Source organism: Salipiger sp. CCB-MM3 (genome assembly GCF_001687105.1).
Taxonomy (GTDB): Bacteria; Pseudomonadota; Alphaproteobacteria; order Rhodobacterales; family Rhodobacteraceae; genus Salipiger.
On sequence record NZ_CP014596.1, the window covers coordinates 798,753 to 815,507 of the forward strand.

Annotated in this window: 15 protein-coding genes and 1 pseudogene; 5 read left to right on the top strand and 11 right to left on the bottom strand. The window is 63.7% G+C overall.

Annotated elements, in window-relative coordinates:
• Window positions 1–3 precede the first annotated feature (3 nt).
• The 4 genes from AYJ57_RS17415 to AYJ57_RS17430 all read right to left on the bottom strand — a co-directional run bounded on the left by AYJ57_RS17415 (window position 4) and on the right by AYJ57_RS17430 (window position 5,543).
• Window positions 4–1,587, bottom strand: a complete 1,584-nt coding sequence (locus tag AYJ57_RS17415) for an ABC transporter substrate-binding protein (RefSeq protein WP_066108925.1) — start codon at window positions 1,585–1,587, stop codon at window positions 4–6.
• A 33-nt stretch (window positions 1,588–1,620) separates the two neighbouring features.
• Window positions 1,621–2,889, bottom strand: coding sequence for an aminotransferase class III-fold pyridoxal phosphate-dependent enzyme (locus AYJ57_RS17420; RefSeq protein ID WP_066108927.1), 1,269 nt, complete (start codon window positions 2,887–2,889; stop codon window positions 1,621–1,623).
• A gap of 253 nt (window positions 2,890–3,142) precedes the next feature.
• Entirely contained in the window at window positions 3,143–3,742 is a 600-nt protein-coding gene (locus tag AYJ57_RS17425) for a TetR/AcrR family transcriptional regulator (protein ID WP_066108930.1), read from the bottom strand.
• Window positions 3,743–4,457: 715 nt separating this feature from the next.
• On the bottom strand, window positions 4,458–5,543 hold the full coding sequence (locus tag AYJ57_RS17430) for a zinc ABC transporter substrate-binding protein (RefSeq protein WP_066108933.1): 1,086 nt from the start codon (window positions 5,541–5,543) through the stop codon (window positions 4,458–4,460).
• An 86-nt stretch (window positions 5,544–5,629) separates the two neighbouring features.
• Between AYJ57_RS17430 and AYJ57_RS17435 the strand changes: the two genes are divergently transcribed.
• The 3 genes from AYJ57_RS17435 to AYJ57_RS17445 are packed head-to-tail and all read left to right on the top strand — an operon-like array spanning window position 5,630 to window position 7,655.
• Window positions 5,630–6,115 (top strand): transcriptional repressor, encoded by a 486-nt coding sequence (locus AYJ57_RS17435; RefSeq protein ID WP_066110432.1) that lies wholly within the window; start codon window positions 5,630–5,632, stop codon window positions 6,113–6,115.
• The gene (locus tag AYJ57_RS17440; protein ID WP_066108936.1) at window positions 6,112–6,846 is read left to right on the top strand and encodes a metal ABC transporter ATP-binding protein; all 735 of its coding nucleotides are present in this window, start codon (window positions 6,112–6,114) and stop codon (window positions 6,844–6,846) included. Before AYJ57_RS17435 ends, AYJ57_RS17440 begins: the two co-directional genes overlap by 4 nt.
• 14 nt (window positions 6,847–6,860) lie before the next feature.
• On the top strand, window positions 6,861–7,655 hold the full coding sequence (locus tag AYJ57_RS17445; protein WP_066110431.1) for a metal ABC transporter permease: 795 nt from the start codon (window positions 6,861–6,863) through the stop codon (window positions 7,653–7,655).
• Window positions 7,656–7,705: 50 nt separating this feature from the next.
• Here AYJ57_RS17445 and AYJ57_RS17450 read toward each other — a convergent pair whose 3' ends face one another.
• Window positions 7,706–8,623: an NAD(P)/FAD-dependent oxidoreductase gene (locus tag AYJ57_RS17450; RefSeq protein WP_066108939.1), complete on the bottom strand. Its 918-nt coding sequence runs from the start codon at window positions 8,621–8,623 to the stop codon at window positions 7,706–7,708.
• A 135-nt stretch (window positions 8,624–8,758) separates the two neighbouring features.
• Between AYJ57_RS17450 and AYJ57_RS17455 the strand changes: the two genes are divergently transcribed.
• On the top strand, window positions 8,759–9,232 hold the full coding sequence (locus AYJ57_RS17455; RefSeq protein WP_066108942.1) for an RrF2 family transcriptional regulator: 474 nt from the start codon (window positions 8,759–8,761) through the stop codon (window positions 9,230–9,232).
• 66 nt (window positions 9,233–9,298) lie between these two features.
• Here AYJ57_RS17455 and AYJ57_RS17460 read toward each other — a convergent pair whose 3' ends face one another.
• Both AYJ57_RS17460 and zigA read right to left on the bottom strand, forming a co-directional pair.
• Window positions 9,299–9,922 (bottom strand): DUF1826 domain-containing protein, encoded by a 624-nt coding sequence (locus AYJ57_RS17460; protein ID WP_066108945.1) that lies wholly within the window; start codon window positions 9,920–9,922, stop codon window positions 9,299–9,301.
• Complete coding sequence (gene zigA, locus AYJ57_RS17465) at window positions 9,922–11,142, bottom strand: zinc metallochaperone GTPase ZigA (RefSeq protein ID WP_066108948.1); 1,221 nt, start codon at window positions 11,140–11,142, stop codon at window positions 9,922–9,924. Before zigA ends, AYJ57_RS17460 begins: the two co-directional genes overlap by 1 nt.
• Window positions 11,143–11,288: 146 nt before the next feature.
• Between zigA and AYJ57_RS17470 the strand changes: the two genes are divergently transcribed.
• Entirely contained in the window at window positions 11,289–12,503 is a 1,215-nt protein-coding gene (locus tag AYJ57_RS17470; RefSeq protein WP_066108951.1) for a metallochaperone AztD, read from the top strand.
• Window positions 12,504–13,741: 1,238 nt separating this feature from the next.
• Here AYJ57_RS17470 and AYJ57_RS17480 read toward each other — a convergent pair.
• The 4 genes and pseudogenes from AYJ57_RS17480 to AYJ57_RS17490 all read right to left on the bottom strand — a co-directional run bounded on the left by AYJ57_RS17480 (window position 13,742) and on the right by AYJ57_RS17490 (window position 16,749).
• Window positions 13,742–14,449, bottom strand: coding sequence for a nitrilase-related carbon-nitrogen hydrolase (locus AYJ57_RS17480; RefSeq protein WP_157374231.1), 708 nt, complete (start codon window positions 14,447–14,449; stop codon window positions 13,742–13,744).
• Between the two features lie 26 nt (window positions 14,450–14,475).
• A pseudogene (locus tag AYJ57_RS26645) lies at window positions 14,476–14,667 on the bottom strand (hypothetical protein); the annotation flags it as partial.
• A 43-nt stretch (window positions 14,668–14,710) separates the two neighbouring features.
• Window positions 14,711–15,469 (bottom strand): Pnap_2097 family protein, encoded by a 759-nt coding sequence (locus AYJ57_RS17485; protein WP_066108960.1) that lies wholly within the window; start codon window positions 15,467–15,469, stop codon window positions 14,711–14,713.
• Window positions 15,469–16,749 carry an MSMEG_0569 family flavin-dependent oxidoreductase gene (locus tag AYJ57_RS17490; RefSeq protein ID WP_066110433.1) on the bottom strand — a complete coding sequence of 427 codons (1,281 nt, stop codon included), beginning with the start codon at window positions 16,747–16,749 and terminating at the stop codon, window positions 15,469–15,471. Before AYJ57_RS17490 ends, AYJ57_RS17485 begins: the two co-directional genes overlap by 1 nt.
• Window positions 16,750–16,755 lie beyond the last annotated feature (6 nt).

Below are 16,755 nucleotides of genomic sequence, written 5' to 3' on the forward strand. Positions count from 1 at the left end.
ATCTTACTTCCGGGAGATTTCTGCCAGCGGCAGGTTGCAGCAGGCCGAGTAGCGGACCCCCTCGATGTCGTCGCGGTAGGCGAGCACGAGGTTCGGCGACACCAGAGGCAGGATCACAGTTTCGTCCTGCATCTGCTCACCAATCGCGGTGTATTTGGCTGCCGCCTCCTCACCCGAAGCCTGCAGCGCTTCAGCGTAGAGAGTCTGCTCGGTAGTGTTTTCCAGCAGTTCCTTCTGATCCACGGCGGCGGTGTCGAGCCACGGCACACCGTCGATCATGCCAAAGTAGGCGACATACTGGCCCGAGCCGTAGTAGTCAGGCGCGTAGTAGACCGCCGTCACCGGCCATTCACCCGAGCCGTAGCCATCGCGCCAGACGCTCCAGGTCAGCGGCTGCAGCTCCAGTTCAACGCCTACGGCGGCGAAGTCCTGCTGCAGCTTCTGCATCATGATGTTGAAGTCGACCCCGTAGATGTTGTCGTTGGGGTAGCCTGCGACCAGCTTCAGGTCGCTGACGCCGGCGGCTTCCAGCATCTCCTTTGCTTTCTCGGGGTTGTACTCCCGCGGCTCAAGCGCCTCGGTGCCGGGGAAGCCGTTGGGGATGGGTGCGGGCTGCTGCGCGCCATTGCCGCCAACGGTGAATTCCAGCATCGCGTCATAGTCGACGGCCAGTGCGAGGGCCTGACGAACATCCTTGGTCAGCACGTCGGCGTAGCCCTCGGAGCCGGGGATGAAGCCCACGTAGAGGAAGTTGTAGGAGGGGACGATCTCGGTCACGACCTCGTCCGAGCGAATTGAGGCCGCGGTATCGGGGTCCACCTGCATTGCAATGTCGACCTGGCCGGTCTCGAGAGCCTGGGCCTGGCTGACGCTGTCAGAGATCTGCGTCACGACGATCTCTGAAAATGCAGGGGCGTCGCCATAGTATGCGTCGTTGCGGGCGAAGCGCAGTTCGTTCTCGGGGGAGTAGCTGTCGAGCGTGTAGGGCCCGGAGCCAGCGGAATGGGCCAGGAACCAGGGCTCGGCCTTGTCGTCCGTGGCGGCGCTCTCGTCGGCCAGCGCGCCGTTCTCCATGGCCAGGTCCGCGTTCACGATGCCGGCGTAGGGAGCCGAGACCTTGTTGACGAATTCGGCGTTCGGGGCAGCGGTGGTGATCTTAACGGTCTTCGCGTCAATCGCCTCAGCGGAAGTGATGTCCGCAAACAGGAAGGAAGGCGAGCCCTTGAGGTTCTTCAGGCGTTCCAGCGTCCAGACCACGTCCTTGGCCTCGACCGGCGAGCCGTCGGAAAAGACCGCATCCTTCAGGGTGAAGGTGAACTCGGTGAAGTCGTCATTGATCTCCCAGCTCTCGGCCAGGTTGGGCTTCAGCGTCTCATTGTCCGCGTCGAGCGTGATCAGGGTCTCGTAGACGGCGGTCAGGTAGAACTGGCAGGTGTCACAGAAGGCACGCGCCGGATCGAGTGAGTTCACGTCCATTGCGCGGGCGATGACCAGCGTATCGCTGTCCTGCGCCAGTGCCGGGGGCGTGGTCAGCGCGGAGGCCGACAGAAGGAGGGCCGTAAGGCCCGAACGGGTCAGTTTCTTCATGAGGTATTTCCCTGTTGTTGTCGCGATCCGCGATCAGTCACCCATCAGCGCCAGAACGGCGGGCGCGGGGGTGATGCTGTCTCGGTTGGTCTTGAGTGCCTCGAAACTATCGGCGGTGGCCGACAGCACTTCAGCGATGTCCGCCGGCGTCATGGCGGCATTCATGAACATGTTGTGGAACGGACTGAGGTAGATGCCCCGCAACATGGCTTCGCGGCAGAAGGCATAGCCCAGCCGGAAGTCGGGATCCTCGTCGAACATCAGGATCGGCATGGTAACTGGCCCGGTCAGGGTCAGTGGCATTCCGGCAGCGGCGGATTGCGCTTGCAGACCGTCGCGGAAGAGGGTGCCGACGTGCTGCATCCGCTCAAGATAGTCGGTTTCGCGGACGATCCGCAGAGTCTCCAGGGCAGCGACCATGGGCACGGCCGAATACCAGAAAGAACCGGTAACGTAGAGCTTTGCCGAGGCCTCGCGTGCCCGGTCGTTGCCCATCAAGGCCGAGATCGGCTGGCCGTTGCCGAGCACCTTGCCCCAGGATGACAGGTCGGGCTGTACGCCAACCTCGGACCACGAGCAGTCGCGAGCGACTCGCAGACCGGCGCGGACGTCGTCCACGATCAGCAGCGCGTCGTAGTCATCTGCGAGGCGTCGTGCGGCACGGGCGTACTCGGGATCGACGGGGGCCTGGCGTGCGAAAGTGTCGTGCCGGAAGGGTGAGGCGAAGATGCCTGCGAGGTCGCCATCGGCCTGCTTCACGGCATCCTCAAGAGCCTGCGCGTCGTTATAGTCATAGTAGATGACATGCGCGCGATCCTCGGCCAGCACGCCGGCGGGCTTCGGCGTGTTCCAGGGCATGGCCCCGTGGTAGGCATTCCTGGCGACCAGCACCTTGCGCTTTCCGCGGTAGGCGCGGGCGGTCATCAGGGCCATCATCGTGGCGTCACCGCCGTTCTTGCAGAACATCGCCCAGTCTGCATGGGAGACCATCGAGACCATCGCCTCGGCGAGTTCGACCATGGCGGGGCCGGGGCCGGTAAGCGTGTCGCCAAGGGCAAGCTGCGCAGCTACGGCGGCCTCGACCTGCGGGTCTCGATATCCCAGCAGATTCGGCCCGTAGGCGCACATGAAGTCGATGTAGATATTGCCGTCCACGTCGGTCAGGCGCGTGCCTTTGCCGCCGGCAAAGAACTGAGGGAAGCCTTCGGGCATCATGCGGGCGGAGAGGTGCCCATACATGCCTCCGGGAATGACTTTCTCGGCGCGCTCACGCAGAGCACGGTCCTCGGCTGAACTCCTCATCGGGTCACCTGTCGTTAGGGAAGTGTCGTTTATCCCTGCGACGTTAGGTCGAATATTTTCGGCTCTCAACGGCTATTGATGGTCAGTAGCCTGTGGGCGTTGCCAGACTCCTCGCCCTGAAGAGTCGAAGGCTGAAAAGTTCATAAGTAGTTAATATAATGTTGTTAAATATGGAGGTCCCGCCCTTTTGGTGAGCCGTTCCCTGCCTTAATATGCGGCACATGCGGAACTCTCTGCCAGTCTGATGTGGAAGTTAATCGAAGATCATTCCATTATGCTGATGCTGGTCGAAATTTTTCATCTTCAGGGTCTCCGGCATGAAACGCCGGAGGTAGGCGACCGCTGCATGCCAAGACTCCTCGAGGTAGTAGTCGCTGATCCGCCCGTGGTTGGCATAGGAGATTGCCCAAATTCCGTCGATCAATCCAAAGGCGATCGCGAGCCACTCAGCCAGGTCGTCGAGACCGCGGCAGTCGAAGTGGTGCCGCAGCTGTTGGGCGCGCACTTCAGCGAGCGCCGTATTGCCGTTCAGGTCAAGTGTGCGGACCTCGACGCTCACGCCCGCACCCATGAAGAGCCGCAGCGCGGCTGGATGTTTGTTGAGATAGTCGCGCCCCTCGGCGTGGCGGGCGAGAAGGTAGTTCTGCCAAGTCGTCGGCAGCGTTGTCAGTGGCTGATGTGTCAGCTGCCCGAGCGCATCGTGGTAGTGCCGCGCCAGTTCGATGAAGACTGCGTTGCGGTTGGGGAAGAAGTGGTAGACTGACGTCAGCGGCACCCCGGCGCGTTCGGCGATCATGGCCAAGGTGATTTCAGTCCCAAGCAAGGTTTCGAGCAGCTGCTCCGTGGCGAGCAAGATGTGTTCAAACCGTTCTCGGCCCTTTTGACGCTGCGGTTGGCGGGCAAGGGACAGGCTGGCGGGGCGTCGGGATCTTGGGCTCATGGGGACAAGGGGTGTGCATCATCTGCCCGAGTCAAGACCATTCGGCGCCATGGCTTTTCGTATACCTATCATGGGGGCGATGGGACAATGGCCTAGAAGATTGCGAAAGATATCAGAAAATGCGATTTTGGTCACACCGCCGTTCGACACGTCAGGCGCGGTCCCGTGCTCGAGGCACACGCCCCAAGCCCTGGTAGATCAACTGCCAGCTCGAAGGATGGTTTGCGAACCTCGGCGTCTCGCAGCAACCAGATTGAGGCAGCGGTCAGCCCTTCAGGCAAGGCGAGTTTTCAACGGAATAGGCGGGTTCTGGACGTTCACTGCGGCGACAATCTGATAGCCCAACAAAGCTGGAAGCCGACATTCGGAGCGGACCAGGGCCGAGCTTTGTTCTGCGCCGCTGCAAGGCCGTACCGAGCCCAGACTTGCCTTCGCGGGGCCGCGCTTTAGCTGCGAGTGCCTTCGGAAGGTGCCAGCCCGAACTTGCCCTTCGCTTGGATGTGCCTTGTCTAGCTAAACGGACCTTCATCCCAAGAGGTGCGGCGCGAGAATTCAAGCATCGGTCTTTCTTTGGCGTGATGGTGGCGCTTGAAAGGGCGCCGCGTGGCACGGGCGCCCCTTGGTGGTGTCAGCCGAGGCAGCCGGTCAGGCTGCTTGCAAGGTTGCGCAGAAGCTGCGGGTAGAGGTCCTTGCCCGGCTCCAGATCCGCGCCCAGCGGATCCATCACGCCGGTCTTTGCGTCGCTGCCGCGGAAGACGGTGGCGACAAGATCGCCATTGAACTGCGGTTCAGTGAAAGCACATGTGACGCCCAGCTCAGCCACCTTATCCTGGATCTCCTCGATCCGGGCCGGGCTGGGGTCCGATGCATCACCGATCGAGATCGAGCCGCTTGCCGGGAATTCGAAACGGTTCTCGAAATAGTGGTAGGCGTCGTGGAACACGATGAAGTTCTTGCCGCGCACCGGCTCGAGCTGCGCCGAGATCTCGCCGATCAGCGTCTCGATGTCGGCCTTTCCGGCGTCGGCATTCGCGCGGTAGGTGGCGGCGTTTTCCGGATCCAGGTCCGACAGTTCCGCTGCAATCACGTCGAGCCAGACGCGCGCGTTTTCAGGGTCGAGCCATGCGTGCGGGTCGTGGCCGTGGTGGTCATGGCCATGCGCGTCATGCGCGTGCTTTTCATGATCGTGCCCGTCGTGGTCATGCGCTTCTTCGTGGTCATGATCGTCGTCGTGACCCTCATGGTCATGGTCATGGTCATGGTCATGGTCATCGTGATCGTGAGCGCCCGCGTGCTCATCGTGCTCTTCGTGCTCGTGTTCCTCGTGCGCGCCGTGATCATGGCTGTGCGCCTCGAAGGTCGCGCCTTCGCGGAACTCCAGCTCGGTGGTGCCGTCGGTTTCCGCCAGTTCGACCACATGGGCATCCTCGGCTAGAGCGTCGATCGAGCCTTTCAGCCAAGGTTCCAGCCCCTCGCCGATCCAGAACACCGCATCGGCCCGCTCGAGGGCTTCGGCCTCGGAGGGACGCAGCGAATAGCCATGCGGAGACGCGCCGGGCTGTACCAGAAGGTCGGGCGTGCCGACCCCATCCATCACAATCGACACGAGAGAGTGGACAGGGGGGATATCCGCGGCAACCGAGGGCACCTCTGCGGCAGCGGCGCTGGCGAGACCGAGGGCGGACACGGTGCCGAGGATCAGTTTTCTGGACATGAGAAACTCCACGTTATGTTGTAACATGCGCTGGACTCGTAGATGTAATGTTATTACATTGCAAGACGCATAATTTGGAGAGCGAGATGAGAGCCGTCGGGTTCACCGAGCATGATCATGATGCCTGCGTTGCAGAGCGGGTGGCCGCCGCAGAGAGCTACTGCGCGGACAAGCGTCTTCAGTTCACGGCGGCCCGGCGTCGGGTGCTCGAAATCCTTTTGGATGAGCACAAGGCGCTCGGTGCCTATGAGATCTTGGACCGGCTAAAACGCGAGGGCCGGGGATCGCAGCCGCCGGTGGCCTACCGGGCGCTCGATTTTCTGGTGACCCATGGCTTTGCGCATCGGGTCGAGCGGCTGAATGCCTATGTCGCCTGCGCGCATCCCTGCGAGACCCATTTTCCCGCCTTCATGATCTGCCGGGTGTGCGACTCGGTGGCCGAGGCGACCTCGGCGCCTTCCAAGGGGCTGCTCGGCGCGGCCGCGCGCGATGCCGGGTTCCGGATCGAGCAGACGGTTGTCGAAGCCATCGGGGTCTGCCCGGCCTGCATCGAGGCTGAGGCCAGGCAATGAGTCTCTTCGAATTTACCGGCGTCGGCCTGCGTCTGGGGGAAAGCCGGATCCTTTCCAATGTTTCGATGCAGATGACGGCGGGCGAGATCGTCACCATCGTCGGGCCGAACGGCTCGGGCAAATCGACCCTGCTGCGCCTGCTGATCGGCTCGCTTGCGCCGAGCGACGGCCGGATCACCACCGCGCCGGGGCTGCGCATTGGCTATGTGCCGCAGCGCCTCGCCCTCGACCCGACGCTGCCGATGACCGTCGCCCGGCTGCTGGGGTTGCGCCGCAAGGTAAGCGCCGGGCAGATCGAGCAGGCGCTGGCCGAGGCCGGGGTCGCGGGGCTGTCGGGGCGGCAGATCAGTGCTCTATCGGGCGGACAGTTGCAGCGGGTGATGCTGGCCCGTGCGCTGCTGGCCGAGCCCAATCTGCTGGTGCTGGACGAGGCCACACAAGGGCTCGACCAGCCGGGCGTCGCGGCTTTCTACCGCCAGATCGAAGAGGTCCGGCAGAGCCGCGGCTGCGGCGTTCTGATGGTCAGCCACGACCTGCACGTTGTGATGAGCGCCAGCGACCGTGTCATCTGCCTCAATGGTCATGTTTGCTGCCAGGGTGCGCCGCAGCATGTCGCCTCGGCCCCCGAATATCGCGCGCTCTTTGGCGAGGGCACGGGCGGTGCCTTGGCCCTCTACACCCATCACCACGACCACCGGCATGACCGGGTGCCACAAGAGGCGGCGGAATGAGCTTTCTGCACACCATGTTTGACGATTTCATCCTGCGCGCCGTGCTGGCGGGCCTTGGGCTTGCACTGGCCGCAGCGCCTCTTGGCTGCTTCGTGGTCTGGCGCCGCATGGCCTATTTCGGCGACGCCACCGCGCATGCGGCGATCCTCGGCGTGGCGCTGTCGCTGACCTTTTCGGTGTCGATCTTCGCGGGGGTGCTGGCGGTGGCGCTCGCCATGGCCTTCACTGTCTCATCGCTGAGCGGGCGCGGCTTTGCGATGGACACGATGCTGGGCGTGCTGGCGCATTCGGCGTTGGCCTTCGGGCTGGTGGCGGCCTCTTTCCTCAGCGGCATCAGGATTGATCTGATGGCCTATCTCTTCGGCGATATCCTCGCGGTGATGCCCGCCGACCTTGCGGTGATCTGGGGCGGCGCGGCGCTGGTGCTGGGGCTGGTGGGCTGGCGCTGGTCGGGGCTACTGACCGCCACGCTCAATCCCGATCTCGCCCGCGCCGAAGGTATCGATCCGCGGCGCGAGCAACTGGTGCTGACGCTGGGGCTGGCGATCACCGTGGCAGTGGCGATCAAGGTGGTGGGGGCGCTGCTGATCACCGCCATGCTGATCATTCCGGCCGCCACCGCGCGCCCGTTCAGCCGTACCCCCGAGGTGATGGCTGGCCTTTCGGTGGTGATCGCCGGCGGTTCGGTGATCGGCGGGATCGAGGCATCCTACCACCTCGACACGCCGACCGGGCCGACCATCGTCTGCGTGGTGGCGATCCTCTTCATGCTGTCGGTCACGAGCGCCGGGCTGAAGGGCCGGCGCTGAGCCGGGCTCAGCCGGACGATCACGTTGTCCTCGACCGGCGCCAGCGCCGCTCAGCTCTGGCTGCTGAGGTCGTGATCGAAGATCAGAGAGCGATGCGCCGAGCCGCCGGTAAGCACCCCCGCAGCGGCGGCAAGCGTCGCATTGGGCACCGGGCTTGCAAGGTCTCCGGCGGCGAAGACCCCGGGGACCGAAGTAACCTTCATCGCGTCGACCGCGATATAGGGACCGGTCGGCCCGTCCTCAAAGGCGCAGCCGAGCTGATCGGCCAGATCGCAAGCCGGGCTCGTGCGGGGGGCGAGGAAGAGCCCCGCGAGCGGAACCTCACAGCCATCGGCGAGGCGCACGCCACTCAGCGCGGGGGCATCCCCCAGCAGCTCGGTGACCGGGGTGTCCTCGATGCTGACACCACGGGCCTGCAGCGCCGAGCGCTGCTCGGGCGTAAGCGCCAGCGTGTCCTGCGTGAACAGCGTGGTCGGTCCCCAGTCGGGCAGCAGCATCGCTTGATGCACCGCTAATTCGCTCAGAGCCAGAACCCCGACCGGCTGCTGGCCGAGCTCATAGCCATGGCAATAGGGGCAATGCAGCACGGTGGCGCCCCAGCGATCCCGCAGGCCAGGCAGGTCGGGCAGGCTGTCGCGCATGCCGTAGGCCAGCACGAGCCGGCGGCCTGTGACCCGGTTGCCGTCGTCGAGGGCAAGCGCGAATCCCGCGCCGGTACGTTCGGCGCGGCGGGCCCCTGCCTGCCGCACGCTGACCGTCGGGTAGGCGCAAAGCTCTGCCTGCAGCTGCTCCTTGATCTCGGCGGGCGTCTGCCCGTCCTGCCCGGGAAAGCCGTGCGAGGTTGCGGCGAAGCGATTGCGCGGCTGGCCGGTGTCGAGCACCAGAACGTCCTTGCGGGCGCGGGCCAGCTGCATGGCGGCGGAGAGGCCAGCGAAACTGCCGCCGACGATGATCACGTCGAAGTCCATTGGGATCCGTTCCTTGTTGCACCCTGTAATGTACTTTGTTGTGTTACGTGATTTTCACGAGGCGAGCAACACATGAAACTTTCATTGTTGCGTGATGCCTGATAGGAGGGGGCACCACCAACAGGAACCCCGCCGATGCCCCGCGATCTGCGCATGTCCCGCATGCTTCACGTGCTCATTCACATGGACCGGCATGTGGGCCGCGCGACCTCTGAACAGATCGCGCGCATGCTGTCGACCAATGCAGTTGTGGTGCGCCGGATGATGGCGGGGCTGCGGGAACGCGGGCTGGTCACCTCGGAAAAGGGCCATGGCGGCGGCTGGCAACTGGCCCGCCCGCTGGCCGAGATCACCCTGCGCGATGTCTATGAGGCCGTGGGCCAGCCGCCGCTGTTCAACATCGGATCGGAGGCGGAGCCAGCGGAATGCCTGGTGGAAAAGGCGGTGGATGCGCGGCTCGATGCCACGCTGCTCGAGGCAGAAAAGCGCCTGCTCGCCGAGTTCGCCGCGATCTGCGTCGAGGATATCGCGCAGGATTTCGAGCAGCGCTATGCACAGATGCGCAGAACAGCGGCAAACCTTTCGGAGACCGGCTGTGGCACCGACTGAGACGGGGCTTGCCGTCGCTGCAACGTTAGACCCCGCCGCCCTGGAACGGCGGCGGGGCCGTGGCGATCAGTCGTCGGAGTCCTGCGCCGCGTCGATCACCAACAGTAGCCGGGTCTCGCCGCTGCCAGCGATGGGCGGCGAGCGGTGCAGCAGCCCGCAGGGCAGGTCGCCGGGCCAGAGCCGCCCGCGGAACAGGCCGACCCAGCCCGCCTGCATCTGCTGCACTTGCGCCGGCTCTCCCGTCTCGCTGGCAAGCCCGTATTGCGTGCCCGCGCCGCGGTAGGTGCAGAGCAGCCGGGCGGGCACGTAGTCCACATGGAACTTGCTACAGGCATTGCCGCGCACCACGTCGAGCCTGATCTGCAGCGCATCCTTCCCGGCGATGCGCGAGAATTCGGCGGCAAGCCGGGCGACGTCCTGCGCCAGAAGCGCTTGCCCAGCGTCCGCCCCGCTGAAGGCCGCGCGGCAGGTATCTTGCACTAGGTTCGCTACGCCGTGCAGCGGAACGCCGGAGCGCAGCCTGGGAAGGCAGCCGTCGGGTAAAGCGTCGAGCCACTGGCTGAACAGCGGCGGCAGCCGGCGCTGCCAGATCGCGGCGGCGCAGCCGGGCCGGTGCAGGTCGCGCAGGACCTCCACCGAGCCGCCCTCGATCACATCGCAGGCCGCTGCGCCTCTGGCGAGGTCCAGCATCACGCCGCCTGCGGCGCGCGCCGCCAGCCGGGGAAGGGGTCGGACAGGTCCTGCCATTGCTGTGGCGCGAAGCTGGCCTCGTCCCCCACCAGCGCGGCATCGAGCGCCGTGCAGATCGCCGCCTTGTCCATGCCGGAGCCGATGAACACCAGCTCCTGCCGCCGGTCGCCAAAGGGCTCGCGCCAGTGCTGCTTGAGATAGGCCACCGCCTGCGGATGATCGGGCCAGCGCTCCTGCGGCACCGTGGCCCACCACATGCCCATCGGCTTGACGCTGCTCAGCGCTCCGGCCAGCGAGTATTCGGCCAACCAATCGGGGCGGGTGGCGATCCAGAAATGCCCCTTGGCGCGGATCACGCCCGGTAGGTCTCCGTTCAGAACATCGTGGATCTTCTGCGGGTGGAACGGCCGCCGCGCCCGGTAGACAAAGGACGAGACGCCGTATTCCTCGGTCTCGGGCACGTGGTCGGCAAAGCCGTAAAGCTCCTTGGCCCACATCGGGTGCAGATGCGCCTTGTCGAAATCGAAAAGCCCGGTGCCCATGATGCGATCAGAGGCGACTTTGCCGTAATCGGTCTCGACGATCTGCGCATCGGGGTTGAGCGAGACGACGATCTTGCGCGCGGCATCCATCCGCTCGGGGCCCGCGTCACTGACTTTGTTGAGCACCACCACATCGGCGAACTCGATCTGGTCGACCAAAAGATCGACCAATGTGCGGTCATCCTCGTCGCCAAGGCTCTCGCCGCGGTCGCGGATGAAGTCGTGGCTGGAATAGTCCTTCAGCAGGTTCACCGTGTCGACCACGGTGACCATCGTGTCGAGCCGGGCGATGTCCGACAGGCTTTCGCCGAACTCGTCGCGGAAATCGAAGGTCGCGGCCACGGGCAGCGGCTCGGCGATGCCGGTGCCCTCGATCAGCAGGTAGTCAAAGCGGCCCTCATCGGCGAGGCGGCGCACCTCCAGCAGCAGATCGTCGCGCAGGGTGCAGCAGATGCAGCCGTTGCTCATTTCGACCAGCTTCTCTTCGGTATGGCTCAGATCGGCGCCTCCCTCGCGCACCAGATCGGCGTCGATGTTGACCTCGGACATGTCGTTGACGATGACCGCGACGCGGCGGCCTTCGCGGTTGTTGAGCACGTCGTTCAGCAGCGTGGTCTTCCCGGCTCCCAGAAATCCCGACAGGACGGTGACGGGCAGGCGCGTATCCTTGGCAGGCATCAAAGTCTCCGTTTGTTATATTGCAATGTTATATCATTACACACTAAGGAGACCGCAGGGCGCCCGCAACCCGGATTTCATGGGCAGACGCCGGAGACGGCACGGGAGCGCCCAGCAACCTGAGGACACAAGGAAGGATTTCTATCATGCTGAGGACACGCATGGCACAAGGTGCCGTGGCGCTGCTGGCGCTTGCCGCAGGGCAGGGGGCCAGCGCCGACGAGGACCGCACCGCATGGCGGCTTTTCGTTGCCGATCAGGCGGATGGCAAGGTGACGGCGCTCGACCGCGACGCGCCGGAAAGCCGCTGGAGCTTCGAGTTTGCCGGGCCGTCAAAGCTTTATGCCTCGCCCTCGGGGCAGGCTGTCATCGCCGTGCAATCCGACAACGATCGGGTGGATTTCCTGCGTAGCGGCATCGCGCTCGAGGGGCATGGCGACCATGCTGACATCGAGATCAGCGACCCCAAGGCGTTCGACGCGCATCTGACCGGGCCGCGGCCTTTCCACGTGGTGACCCATGGCCACGAGTCCGCGATCAACTTCGACCGCGGCGGCTATGTCTCTTTCCTCGGCGAAGGCGCGCTGCAGGGTGGTATGCTCGAGGCTACGGAATTCACGCAGAACCGCGCGCACCATGGTTTTGCCGCGCCGCTGGGGGAGGTGATCATCAGTTCCGTCGCCTCTGACGCGCCAGTGGAAGAAGACAGCGCGCCACCGCGTGTCGGCATTGCCGCCTATGACGACGACGGCGCGCAGATCGGCGAGGTCCAGACCTGCACCGACCTGCACGGCGAGGCGTTCTCGGGAAGCTACCTTCTGGCCGGCTGCAAGGAGGGGGTGATCGCTGTCACCGAAGCCGGGGACGCTGCGGAGTTCACCATGCTGCCCTATCCCGAGAGCTTCCCCGAGGAAAAGACCGGCACGTTGCTCGGCTCGGCGGCGATGCAGATCTTCCTCGGCGACTATGGCCGGGACTCGGTGGTGATCATCGACCCGACCACGGCGCCCTATTTTACCCGCGTCGAGCTGCCGTTCCGCCGTGTCGATTTTGTGCTTGATCCGGCCAAGCCGCAATACGCCTACCTCCTCACCGAGGATGGCACGCTGAGCCGGCTGAACATGCTCTCGGCGCAAATCGAGGGGTCGGCCGGCATCACGCAGCCTTACTCGATGGATGGGCACTGGCGCGATCCACGTCCGCGCCTGGCCGTGGCGGGAGACCGCATCGCGCTCACCGATCCGTTTGAGGGAATGGTGCGGCTGGTCGACCCCGCAAGCCTTGAAGAAACGGCGACGATCCCGGTCGAGGGGGTGCCCTACAACATCCTCGCCGTTGGTGGCAGCGGCCTGACCCACTGATCCTGGACTGGGCCCGTCTCTGGCGGGCCCCTTATTCATGTATGCTGGTTATGAGATGTGTCGGTGGTCTTTCGCTGCGATCCGGGCGGGATCAATGGAGCGGCGACTGCAACGTGCAGGCGCACATCACGCTCAGCGATCCCGGAATAACCAGCGCCATCGGGTCAAAGAGTTATGAAAAACCGGCCGTGCGCGGTCTGATGAGAAGGCGCGACGGGTCCGAGTGATGCTGGCGATCCAGAATCGCACGACGCCTTCCGTATAGAGCTGGGCCCCTCGTCGGGTGAAGGTGCCGAGGGGTCGGCCTCCATGCTCAGCGCGTGGAGCCGCATTTTCCGTCGGGCGGCCTACTTCAGGTCGGCGAAAGGCACGTCGAAGGTCCAGCCGCGGTATAACGAGTCAGTCTATGAAGATGACCGAGCAGAGCCTCTCCAGCTGCCATTGCCGGTGGTCTTGTCAAAGGGAAGACAAGCCCATGACTTCATTCGGCGACTTTCAATTCCTCGTCTGAGGCGGTAGCGACAGGTTCGGCAAGGAGCTGCTTCTGCCGTCTGGCTTCTTCTCGTTCTCTGTCCTCTCGCTCTCCCTCGCGTTGCGACCTGATGCAGAGGACAAAGGTTGCACCTAGCACGGTGAACTTGAACAGACCGAGCATGATGGGGACCCAGATCATCGTTTGCCTTCACTTCCTGTTTGGTACGGCATCCACTGAGAAACCCGCGTTCCTCATTTGCCGGGCGAGGGCGGCCAAGCATACGCGTGGTTGTGAGTAGGCCGCCTTCAAGATAGGGCCGTGATATGCGTACATTGACCTCTCCGCAAGGAAGTATTGATTTCAAAATGTATGCATAATAATCCGTGCAATTGTTTCGGTTCGCTATCGGGGTGCCCAAAGTATATGATTATACTATATATTTTCGGCACTTTTTCGGGCAATGAGTCGGGTGCTCAACATTTCTTGAGCACGCTTCAGGCTTGGATATCCATACAATAAATCTAATGTTCGCAGTGGTGATGGGTGCTCAGCCTCGATGCGTACGTAGCACCTGATCGGCAGCGAGGCCTTTCCTTCGATTTCTATGGAGATCAAAGCGGCGCTCGCTCGGCGCCACCCTGGGATTTTATCCCCGATTCATCAGGAGCTTCGTGGATGGCAGGGGGAGAGCCTCGCCTTTCTCAACCTAGGGTGCTTTTGTATTGGTCACTGTCACAGGAGCAGGGTCGTAGGCGTGTTGCCGCTAGACCGCACCTCTGCCGATGTCGGCATAGATCAGCCCGTCGAAAGTCGGGTCTGCAAGGCCGCCAATAACCTCCCCCATCACGGGTTCAAAGATGCGGCTGGGTCCAGAACCTGCGGCAACCGCGCCATCCGCGCCAGGCGGCAACTGCAGTTCGTCGATGTAAGCTTGCGAAGCAATCTGCGTCGCGGCGATGATAACGCATTTGGCTACCCGCTCGATGGCCACCGACGCGCCGGCCGCCAGCACGTAACTCACGGCGCGCCGGCCTGAGAATAGCCCGAAGTGCGGCCAAGAAGAGAATTGGATCTGGATGTCTTGTTGGTAGAGCTCGGCTCTCATCAGCGGGCGCAGGTTCTCGTTGCTGCGTAGGGTGCCCACGTTTCCGGCCGGGGTCTGGGCAACTGTCACATCATTGCCCGGCCCAGAAGCAAAGACATCCCACTCGCGGCCGGACGGCTTGGACTTGCAGCGCACCACAAGAGTTTCGCCATTCGGGTTGATTACCCCTATGCCCATGAAGAGATCGTCGCCGTCCCGCTCGCTGACACCCAGCGACACTCTGATACCGACTTTGCGGGCCGCTTCTTCGACGCGGCGATGTTGCGGGCTGCCAAGCGTGCTTGACGTGGCCCGACAGCATACGATGAACGCTTTCCGATAGGCCGCATCGCCAAACCACAGAGGGAAGGATAACCGGGCATCCAAGTCTTCGGGAAACCGATTACATGGGCACCATTTGCGCCGGCTTCGGCGCCTACGGCAACGGTCTTGTCGACCGTTCCATCGAGGTCGAACCAGGCAGGTTCGGACTGTATGGCAGCAACGCGAAGCGTCTCGGGCATGGCAAAAGGGCCATCTTTCGAGGCTGGGTTAGATGCAGCGAACAATGTCACCTGGACTTCCAATCTGAAAGTAAGGGCCATTTGCTTCGGTCCGTTCTTGTCGGACCCGGCGGTGGCATCGTTCCTATCTGACCTCCGCGATCTGGGCGATTATGTGGCCGTCTTCGCGCGCCACGAGAGCTTCGGTACCGCTGCGCTGAACTTTGACGGTCTCGCCTTGATCGAGATTGCCCAGGTAGACGATTTCCCGGGCCCGGACGCCGTCAACGGTCTGCGCAGTGCTTTCGACAAGGCGGGTGAAGCTGACGAAGTAGAGCAGCCCGACAGCGTTGAAATCCAAGCTCGGATTCGGCGTGATCCCGACTCCCTCCTCGACCCGCTGCCCCCGCAGCGTGCGCGAGACGCTCCTGGCTCGCGCATCCAACTCCTTCAGCGCGATCCCGGCCTCGGGCAGCACGCAATCGCGCTCCGGCATCGCGCGCACGATCCGGCGATTGGAGGCGGTCTCGTCATGTGCGACGAAAGTCGACAGCATCAGCAGCGAGCCTATCACCTGTCTGCCCTGCCGGAACTCGTGGCGCGAGCCAATGCGCGTGCCACCCAAGCTGGCAAGGCGCGATCGGATGGTCAGATCGGCACCCAATAGACCCTGCGAGGGGGTCAGATCGATCCGCGTCGCGCAGAAGGCGGCGTAGATCGGAAGGCCATCGGCCGCGCGAAACCCGAAACTCTCCTGTCCCGACGCCCCCGAAAGCATCTGCCAATGGATGTCGCCGCAGAAGCCGAGCGCCCATGTTTCGGATAGCCCGTGCGGTGAAAGCTGCTGCATCCCGAGCCGCTGACGAGTCAGCACACCCACTCCTGTGGTTTCTGAGTCCAGCATCAGCCCGCCACCCGCTGCGCCACGCCAGCCAATTGTGCGGCGATCTGCTCGGCGAGGTGGTGGCTGTCTTCTTCGATGCCAAGGAAGCGTCCCGAGCCCCAAGTGTTCAGCCAGCCGAGGCCGATGAAATGCAGACCCGGGTGATCGGTCACGCCGCGGTCAAAGACGGGCTTGCCGCGGGCGTCGAAGACATCCGCCTCGATCCACGCATAATCGGGGCGAAAGCCGATGGCCCAGAGCACCGAGGTGATGCCCGCCTCGGCGAGGTCGATCTCGGTGCGTTCCGCTTCCGGCTCCCATAGCTTCTCGAAGGGCGGCTCCTCCGGCGCGTCGATGCCTTCACGGGCGATGTAAGCGTCGATCTGGGTGCGGATGCCGACGTAGGAGCGATCGGCGTCGTCCAGGTTCTTCGTCAGATCGGGCAGGAACTTGACGGTTGTCCCGTCCATATCCGCCAGAGAGCCATAAAGCTCGACGCCTTGCTCGACGTGGAAACGGCGCAGGTCGATCTCTTTGCCGCCGTCGCGGCCCGACATGTAGTGGTTGGTCTGGGTCAGCGCCTTCACCGGGTCGGGGTGCTCGGCGATGGTGATCGCATAGTGCCCGGCGTCATAAAGCCAGTCGGTGGCATCACGGCCGCGATACTTGCGCGGGCTGCGCGGCGCGGGGCCGACGGCGAGGTGGACGTCGCGTCCGGCGCGGCAGAAATCCTCCATCAGTTGCACGCCCGACTGGCCGGTGCCGACGATGAGCACGCCGCCTTCGGGGAACTGATCGACGTTGCGGTAGTCGACCGAGTGCATCTGGAATATCTCGGGCGAGAGGTTCTTGGCGTAGGGCGGCTCGATCGGCGTGTCGTAGCCGCCGGTGGCGATCACCACCTGATCGCAAGTCCATGTGCCGATGGAGGTCTCGACAGTGAAGCCGCCCTGCGCGATCGGAGCCACGCGGGTCACTTCGACGTTCTCGCGCAGGTCGGGCTGCGCCATCGCGGCAAAGGCGTCGACGTAGTCGGTGATCTCGTCCCTGAGCATAAAGCCGCCCGGATCGGTGCCGCCATACTCGCGGTCATAGTGGAAATCGGGCAGGCGGCACTGCCAGTTCGGGGTGACGAGGCAGAAGCTGTCCCAGCGGCTGTTGCGCCACGAATGAAACTTCTCGTGCCGCTCGAAGACGATGTTCTCGATCCCCTTCTTCTTGAGGCAGTAGGCGGTCGACAGGCCTGCCTGCCCGCCGCCGACGATCACCACGGGGATATGCGGGGTCTGAGTGTCTTTCATCGTCTC